This window comes from Microcystis sp. M31BS1 (assembly GCF_020245285.1).
Lineage (GTDB): Bacteria > Cyanobacteriota > Cyanobacteriia > Cyanobacteriales > Microcystaceae > Microcystis > Microcystis panniformis.
The window spans coordinates 1-8423 of record NZ_JADBVE010000070.1; the positions used below are offsets into that span (position 1 = coordinate 1).

8 protein-coding genes are annotated in these 8423 nt (G+C 40.1%); 5 read left to right on the top strand and 3 right to left on the bottom strand.

Annotated elements, in window-relative coordinates; all coding sequences use genetic code 11:
• Positions 1 to 177: 177 nt before the first annotated feature.
• On the top strand, positions 178 to 477 hold the full coding sequence (locus IM509_RS03845; protein ID WP_002787344.1) for a nucleotidyltransferase family protein: 300 nt from the start codon (positions 178 to 180) through the stop codon (positions 475 to 477).
• Complete coding sequence (locus tag IM509_RS03850) at positions 474 to 839, top strand: HepT-like ribonuclease domain-containing protein (RefSeq protein WP_002787346.1); 366 nt, start codon at positions 474 to 476, stop codon at positions 837 to 839. The genes IM509_RS03845 and IM509_RS03850 overlap by 4 nt, the downstream gene beginning before the upstream one ends.
• Before the next feature lie 5 nt (positions 840 to 844).
• On the opposite strand, the gene IM509_RS03855 is transcribed toward IM509_RS03850, so the two are convergent.
• A complete protein-coding gene (locus tag IM509_RS03855) occupies positions 845 to 1228 on the bottom strand; it encodes a hypothetical protein (RefSeq protein WP_052276162.1) in 384 nt (127 codons plus the stop codon).
• A 321-nt stretch (positions 1229 to 1549) separates the two neighbouring features.
• Here IM509_RS03855 and IM509_RS03860 point away from each other — a divergent pair, with 321 nt between their 5' ends.
• Entirely contained in the window at positions 1550 to 1981 is a 432-nt protein-coding gene (locus tag IM509_RS03860; protein WP_170863911.1) for an acyl-CoA thioesterase, read from the top strand.
• A gap of 194 nt (positions 1982 to 2175) precedes the next feature.
• Here the strand turns inward: IM509_RS03860 and devC are convergent, their stop codons facing one another.
• Positions 2176 to 3339 carry an ABC transporter permease DevC gene (gene devC / locus IM509_RS03865; RefSeq protein ID WP_052276164.1) on the bottom strand — a complete coding sequence of 388 codons (1164 nt, stop codon included), beginning with the start codon at positions 3337 to 3339 and terminating at the stop codon, positions 2176 to 2178.
• A gap of 16 nt (positions 3340 to 3355) precedes the next feature.
• Positions 3356 to 4723, bottom strand: coding sequence for an ABC exporter membrane fusion protein (locus IM509_RS03870; protein ID WP_052276165.1), 1368 nt, complete (start codon positions 4721 to 4723; stop codon positions 3356 to 3358).
• A 50-nt stretch (positions 4724 to 4773) separates the two neighbouring features.
• Between IM509_RS03870 and IM509_RS03875 the strand changes: the two genes are divergently transcribed.
• Together IM509_RS03875 and IM509_RS03880 are read left to right on the top strand one after the other, a co-directional pair.
• Positions 4774 to 5826, top strand: a complete 1053-nt coding sequence (locus IM509_RS03875) for a DUF1702 family protein (protein WP_052278408.1) — start codon at positions 4774 to 4776, stop codon at positions 5824 to 5826.
• A 51-nt stretch (positions 5827 to 5877) separates the two neighbouring features.
• A complete protein-coding gene (locus IM509_RS03880) occupies positions 5878 to 7776 on the top strand; it encodes a CRTAC1 family protein (RefSeq protein WP_185237203.1) in 1899 nt (632 codons plus the stop codon).
• Positions 7777 to 8423: the final 647 nt, after the last annotated feature.

The window sequence follows — 8423 nt, forward strand, 5'->3', positions numbered from 1 at the left end:
AGAAGTTCATTAATTATATCAACAATTTTTGTATAATAAAGGTTATTTTAATAGGCGTTGGGTTTCATGCTTCAACCCAACCTACGTTCTGCCAGAAGTTCATTAATTATATCAACAATTTTTGTATAATAAAGGTTATTCTAATAGTGATCGCTGAAAAATTACCTAATTCTTCAAATGACTAACCTAGAAAATATTAAAACTTGCTTGAAAAAGCAAGATTCCTATTTAAAGAAACAGTACCATATTCAAGCACTAGGAATCTTTGGCTCTTATGTTAGGGGAGAAGCAACACCAGACAGCGACCTTGATATATTAGTTGAATTTGAATCAGGCTATCACTTTGGTTTATTGACCTTTTGTCGCCTAGAAAACTATCTTAGTGATTTGTTAGGCGTTCAAGTTGATTTAGTCATGAAAGATAGTCTTAAACCGAAAATTGGCGAGCAAATTCTCTCAGAGGTTATTTATTTATGATTGAGCGATATAGTGAAGATTATTTAAGAGATATGGAAGAAGCAATTGGTTTAGCAATTGAATTCACAGAGGGAATGGATTTTGATGATTTTTGTCAAGATAAAAAGACGATTTTTGCCGTTACCAGAGCCATTCAAATTATCGGTGAAGCTGTTAAGAAAATTCCTGAGAATATTAGACAACAACATCCTCAAGTTCCTTGGAAAGATATCGCTAAAATGAGAGATAAAGTAACTCATCAATATTTTTCTGTTAAATTAGACGTGGTTTGGGATACTGTTAAGCAAGATTTACCTTTTCTTCATTCATTAGTGACTAGGATTTTGGCAAATAATACAGACTGGAATACAAAGTCAAAATAAAATAATTAATTGACTTTTTGAGCTACTTCTGCTAAACAATCAAAGTGACGACCATATTTAACAATAATCGTCATCGATCCTCGATAATCAATTAACCCTGTCATTACCGCTTTAACTGCACCAATTTCTTGATTAACGAATCGTTCCCAATTCTCTCTAGTCGCTGAAAAAATCGGTAAAGATTCATCCATTTCCTCAATCAGTTCTAAACTAACAATCTGACCCTGATCATCCCATTCTGAACAAACAGAAACCCCCTGACGATCACTAAACCAAAGAATTACTTTTCCCAATTTAGCGAACTTTTTACCTAAGTTTTCTTGTTCGTTCCATGTGGTTTGATAGACAGACCACCATTCTTGAGAAAAACGAGTTAACGGTTGATTCATGAGTTATAATCAGAAAATAAAAAACTTGTCTTTAGTTTATCATTATCAGGATAACCTATGATCATCTTAAAATTCCTACTATAACTCAGGGTAAGCGCATCTTAACAATCCTTGACAAAATGAACTTTATATGGTTTGCCTACCCAGAGCGCGGTTCAGACATATTGGAGTAGAATTTGTCATCGCAGTTGAGATCATAACTATTCTGATTGACTGGTATGATTGCAAATGTGTAGAGGACAAGCAGCTGACAAAATTGGTCAATTGTCAATAGCGTTCTTTTAAAACCGTTGTTAATCTCGAAAAAATTGCTAAATAATCATGATGAAAGCCTACGAATATCATCACATTGTCAGTTTTCAAGAAACCAATTTAGTTGGTAATGTTTATTATGCCAATTATGTGCAATGGCAAGGTCGTTGTCGGGAAATGTTTCTCAAAGATAATGCCCCAGATATTATCACAGAATTATCCCAAGGATTGGCTTTAGTAACGGTTCGAGTATCCTGTGAGTATCTGTCCGAATTATTTGCCTTTGATCATGTTATTATTCGGATGCGTTTAGGAGAGATTAAACAAAACCGAATTACCATGTTATTTGAATATTGGCGAGTGACTGATGAAGGTGAAGAATTAGTGGCAAAAGGAGAACAACAAACGGCCTGTATGCGACGAGAGGATAGTGAAACCAGACCCACTCCAATTCCTGCTCAACTGCAATTAGCTTTAGAGAACTATCACATCCCAATCTAAAGGATAACCCGAGGAATGTGAGATAAAAATAACCGATAAAAAATGACTCTCCTAAACTGGTTATAGCCAATTAGTGGTTTAAATGAGCTTAACCCGAAACTTCCGCCGCTTTCATTTATCCCGGTATGAGCCGACTCTTGTTGAGGCGGCTGGCCTAGATGACTACGCTACCCCTAACCCTTTTCAAACATCCTCTAAAAAATATCGGCAGGATCGGCGTATTGGAGCTTATTAATAGCCGTGGCTCCAGCAATCAAGGACATGAGCAAGGTTAAGCCAAAGACGAATATTGCTCTAGTAGGGGTCATTTCAATGGGAAGTAAGGTGTATTTTTGGGTAAAATAATACTGAATCATCCCTAATAAAAAGCCAGGAATATAACCCAATACTGCAATAATCAGAGCTTGCTGAAAGACAAGCCAGAGAAGATAACGATTGTGATATCCCATTGCTTTTAGAGTTGCATATTCTGCTAAGTGTTCTGCAACATTGGTATAAAGAATTTGATAAACCACCACAATCCCGACCACTAATCCTAAAAATACCCCCAAATTAAAAATAAAACCAATAGCTGTACTGGTTGCCCAATAATTTTTTTCAAAGTTAATCAACTCTTGCTTGCTTAATATTTTGACATCTTTCGGCAAATATTTCTTTAACTTTTTGAGTAAGGATTGCTGATCAATATCTGGTTGAAACTTAATTAAGCCAATATCAATGAACCGAGATGAACGATTCTGAAATATTCTTAAAAAGTTAGAGTAGCTCATTAGTAAGTTACCATCTGAACCAAAAGATGTCCCTAATTCAAAGAGACCAACCACTTCTATTTTTCGATTATTACCAGAATTTCCCACCTCAGTAATAATAGTTTTACCCTTCTGGAAATCTTCAGCAATATTTCCAAACTCCCTACGAGAATTTTGGTCAAATAAGGTGGTATATTTTATCTTTAATTTTTGCCAATTTTCTTTGATTCCCACAGCCTTAAATGCTTGATATCTTAAGTCAATTCCAATTACAAAAATATTACGCCAATAGTTTTTTGTATCGGGATTTTTCCATTGAGCATAGCCTACATAGATTGGACTGACTAATTCCACTTCATTAAAGGATAAGACTTGTAATAGTCTTCGCTCACTAAAACTTTCCATGGCAATTAAGGATGTAGAACGGGGACTAATCAGGAAAGCATCACCTTCTAAACTATTATGTAAATGAACAGCACTCTCAAATAAAGCATCTCGAATTCCCAACTGCATAAAAATAATCACAGTGGAAAAAATAATACCAGACAGCGCAACAATTAAACGAGTTTTTTTATGAGCTAATTGTAACCAAGCAGTGGGAATATTCATCTTATGAATGAGTTATTTAGTTAGGGTGAATGATCACATTAACCTTTAAGTTAGTTAACCGATTAACTTTAGCACTAGAGCGATGATCTAAGCTAATTTTTACCTCGACGACTCTAGCATCTGTATCGACAACAGGATCGGTTCCTAAAACATCTTGTCGTCCCACTTTCCAACCTATTTCTTCCACAGTTCCCTCTAAATCTCCGAGCAGTTTATCGGTTTTTATCGTTACAGATTGACCTAATTTAACTCGACTAATATCGGTTTCATACACTTCTGCTTTCACATACATTTTTTGGATGTTTCCCAAATCTAAAATCCCTTCATTTTTCACTAATTCTCCAGGAAAAGTATGAATTTTTAAAATTCTTCCTGCATGGGGCGCACGCACATAGGATAATTCTAATTCCGCCTGAGCGCGTTCTACATTAGCCTTAGCTGTCATTACTTCATCTTGAGCAATTTGAAGATCAACAGGACGAATTTCCGTAACTGCACTTAACATAGCTTGGTTTTCTTGAATTTGTTGTTCTAAAGTATTAAGAGTTCGTTGTAGATTGGCTCTGGCTTCCTGAATTTTTTGTTCTAAGGTAGTCGTAATGCGTTGCAAGTTAGCCTCAGCTTCTTGGAGTCTTTTTTGTGTAGTTGTCGCCTCTAAACAAAATCGCTCTTTTTCCCCTTGAGAAACTGCACCATTACGGTATAAAGATTGATAACGTTGACAATCTGTGAGAGAATTATTCAATTCTGCTTTAATTCTTTCAACGGTAGCTTTTTGTCCTAGTTTTTCCCCTTCAAGTTCCGATTCCAAACTAGAGATCGCTGCTTTTTGCCTCATTATTTGTCCCTCTAATTCCGCTTTGCTTTGACGCATACGGGAATCTTGAGCCATAATTTCGCCTTTTTTTGCCCCTTCTCTCACTTTTTCGAGTTTAGATGCTGCTAAATCCAGATTTGCTTGAGCTTGTTTCAGGGATGCTCGCAAACGGGCATTATTATCTAAAATAGCCAAAATTTCGCCTTTTTCAACTGTTTCTCCCTGTTTTACCAGTATTTTATCTACTCTACTTCCTTCCAAAAAGGCAGTAGCTGATATTTGAGTAATTCCACCTTGAGGTTCAAGATAACCAAGGGCAGCAACAGCTTCGGGAGTATCAGGAGAAACCATCGGGGAAATCGATAACTGGGAAGCTTTCAAGGATGATTCTGGTCTAAAATAGAAGATAATAACGGTTGTTCCCAAGCTAAATCCCATAAAAGCTCCTAAAAGACCCCAAAACCAATATTTTAAAGAATAGGAATTTTGAAGGCGAAAGTTAGCCATGGTTGTTAACAGGGATAAGGATTCATCAAATAAACTTTGTTTAAGGTAACATGAGGTCATATCTTCGGCCTCCCATCAAGGGTTGTCAACTTTGTCAACTTTTTTTAACAATGGCATCTAATTTCTCAGGCACACCCTTCGAGCATCCTGCTGTCAATTTTGATCACAAATTTTCTCCTAGGCAGGTAAATCGTTTTCCACAACGATTGTTGCTCCTTTCACCCCAAGCGGCAACCTTTAATCAGCGCGGATTCATCTGTGATACGCAAAGCGGCGGCCTGGCTGTTCAGCCTCAAAAACAGATATATTTGGAAACGATCGGGCAAACTTTTATCTATGGCTATAATGCAGCAATTATGGCTCATTCTCTCACGGACTTGTTTCCTCTTCTTGAAGGTGTCACGCTCAATTTGAGAGGATTTGCTTATGAAGGGGCAGCGATGGCTTTATCTTTGCTAGATTGTTTAACCCTGGGTAAGCGCAATCGCTTTGAGCATTTTTTAGCAAACGAGGGGAAAAAGCATATTTACATGGCCTATGTAGGGAAAGGATGGCAATTAGCCCGTATTCCTTTTTCTTTGCGCTTTTATCTCCAAAAATTAGAACATTCTGCCCAAAATTTTCCAGATTCCCTATTAGGTTGGTTAGCCCTTGACGGCTATGGATTTCATCAAGGATACTTTGCCTGGCCTAAGTATATCCGAGAGAGAAAGTCTCCTCAAGAATTATCGGGTTATGCGCGTCTTGTCTTTGCCCAAGGGTTAGGGCGCAGTCTTTGGTTTGTGAAAGGGGCAAATATTCCCGAAATTGCCGATCAGATCCAAAAATTCGACCCGCTGCTTCAACCCCATTTATGGAGTGGGATCGGCTTGGCTTGCACTTACGCGGGGGGAGTGTCTCCCGAAGAAATTCAACATTTAAAACAGCTGGCTGAACCTTATAGAGCAGAATTAGCCCAGGGAGCAGCTTTTGCGGCAAAAGCACGTTTACTAGCCGAAAACTGCCAGGAAAATACCGAAATAGCCTGTCAAATTTTGTGTGGAATGGCTATTACTGAAACAGCCAAGATCACTGATGATACCCTCATCGGCTTAGATTACCACGACCAAATCCCTGCCTATGAACAATGGCGACAAGCCATCCAAAGTCATTTTCGTACTTAATCCCCTAAACTGTCTTAAGCTTAGATTGAATGTAGTTACTTCTTTGAAACCATGAATCGTTTGGAAAAATTCATCCGACGCCATAGCAAGTCTATCTTGGCATTGGGGCTAATTTTAGTCTTATTCTCTGTTTCCCGTCTCCCTGCCCTATCAATGGCCGCAAGAGATGCGATCGCTTCTCGCTTTGCCTTTACTCGTTTTCCCTTACCTGAATTAGAAAATCAACCCTATCAAGTAGAAAGACCGACAAATCCCAGTTTAAGCCGTCATTCGGGCTGGATTTCGGCAGTTGGGGCGGCAGTTGCCCTGGGGGATCTCGATGGAGATGGCTTGGATAATGATCTCTGTCATGTAGAAACCCAAAGTAATCAGGTGATTATCTCCCCTGTTCCGAGTACGGGCAATCGTTATCAGCCCTTCACCCTGAATGTCACCGATTTTGACTATAACGACCAAACCATGGCCCCGATGGGATGTATTCCTAGTGATCTCAATGAGGATGGACTCAGGGATCTATTGGTGTATTATTGGGGACGAACACCGATCGCTTTTATCAAGCAAGATCAAGGTTATCTTCAGCAGCAAATCAGCCAAAAAAGGGAAAAATGGTACACCAATGCGGCAACCTTCTCGGATTTAGATGGGGACGGACACCCAGACTTAATCATTGGCAATTACTTCCCAGATAATGCCGAGATTTTGGATGTCAATTCCCAGAAAATCGAGAAAATGCAAGATTCGATGACCCGTGCTTATAATGGCGGTAAAAATCGAGTTTTCTTGTGGTCCGATGCCTCTACCACTGGAGTGACTTATCAAGAAGTCCAAGATGCTTTTGAGGAGAAAATTGCTCATGGTTGGACATTGGCCGTCGGAACAGCCGATTTAGACGGGGATTTATTGCCAGAGATTTATTTTGCCAATGATTTCGGATCCGATCGCCTCTTACATAATCGTTCTACTAGAGGACATCTCCAATTTGCCTTACTGGAAGGGCAAAAAGGGTTAACGACACCTAATTCTAAGGTACTGGGCCATGATAGCTTTAAGGGAATGGGGGTGGATTTCGGGGATATTAACCATGATGGACTCCTAGACATCTATGTGAGTAATATTGCTTCGGAATACGCCCTAGAGGAAAGTCATTTTCTCTTTACCAGTACGGGAGAAACGGAGAAAATGTCCCGAGGAATCGCCCCTTATGTCGATAAAAGCGAACCCCTGGGAGTCTCTCGTAGTGGCTGGAGTTGGGAAACAAAATTCGGCGATTTTGATAATGATGGGGAGTTAGAAGCGTTGCAAGCCACAGGATTTCGTAAAGGTGACATCAATCGTTGGCCGGAATTACATGAGTTAGCCATGAGTAATGATCAAGTCCTGAAAATCCCCAATAGTTGGTTTCATTTCCAAGATGGAGACGATTTAAGTGGTCATCAACATAATCCCTTTTTTGTGCGGGGTAAAGATGGACGTTACTATGATTTGGCATCGCAATTAAGCTTAGATGATCCCTCTGTCACCAGAGGAATTGCCACCGCCGATGTGGATGGAGATGGGGATTTAGACTTTGTAGTGGCAAATCAGTGGGAAACCTCTTATTTTTATCGCAATGATAGTCCAAATATCGGTCAATCTCTGGAATTAGAGCTTTTAAACCCTGCGCTCTCCCCTAATCCCTCTTCAGAAAAAGGGAAAATGGGTATCCCCGCAATTGGGGCAGCGGTTAAGGTGTCTCTACCTGATGGCAGTCAGCTGGTGGCGCAGGTAGATGGGGGCAATGGTCATTCTGGTGTGAGAAGTCCAGTATTACACTTTGGTTTAGGCAAAATTGACCCTAATACCGCTTTACCCGTTGACATTCAATGGCGTAACCACAAGGGAGAAATTAAGCAAACCCAGTTGTTATTAACATCGGGTAAACAGACAATTTTGCTAGAGCAATCGGTTTAAAATCATTCTGTAAAGGGCGTAAGGTTTGCGCCCTTTATCGTTAGGTATGACGGGGACTGACCTCCCGACCCTTATTTAGCTCCGTCCGCCGCCTGGCAGTCGATGGACGTTAAGTTAAAATGCTTGTGGATTCGGTCTGACGGGGGCATAATTTTCGGATTATGTCTAGTTAAGTAGGGAGGCACAATTATTTGTAGGATGGGTTAGCGGTAGCGTAACATAATCGGGCGTTGGGTTTCATGCTTCAACCCAACCTACGTTCATCTTATATTTAATTCCACCCACCCACTTAAGAGAAGTAGAAGCGGCAATCTCCCATTATAGTCTATCTCAATGGAGCGAGAGGACTCCCGTTAAACCGCGTAGCGGTTAACGGGAGATGAATCACGACCAGAATGAAACTAACGCAGTAGCGTTTCCACTTTCGGGGAGTTTTGGTTCTCGACGTAAGTAGGGAGGCACAATTATTTGTAGGATGGGTTAGCGGTAGCGTAACCCATGCAGGCGTTGGGTTTCATGCTTCAACCCAACCTTGTATCTTGAGAAGTAGGCAACCCGTCCCAACCTAGGTAAAAAATACCGCTTTGTAGCTTGGGTGCCTATATTCTGAAAAAGGGCGTGGACATCCAGTTCAACCGAGGTGCTTG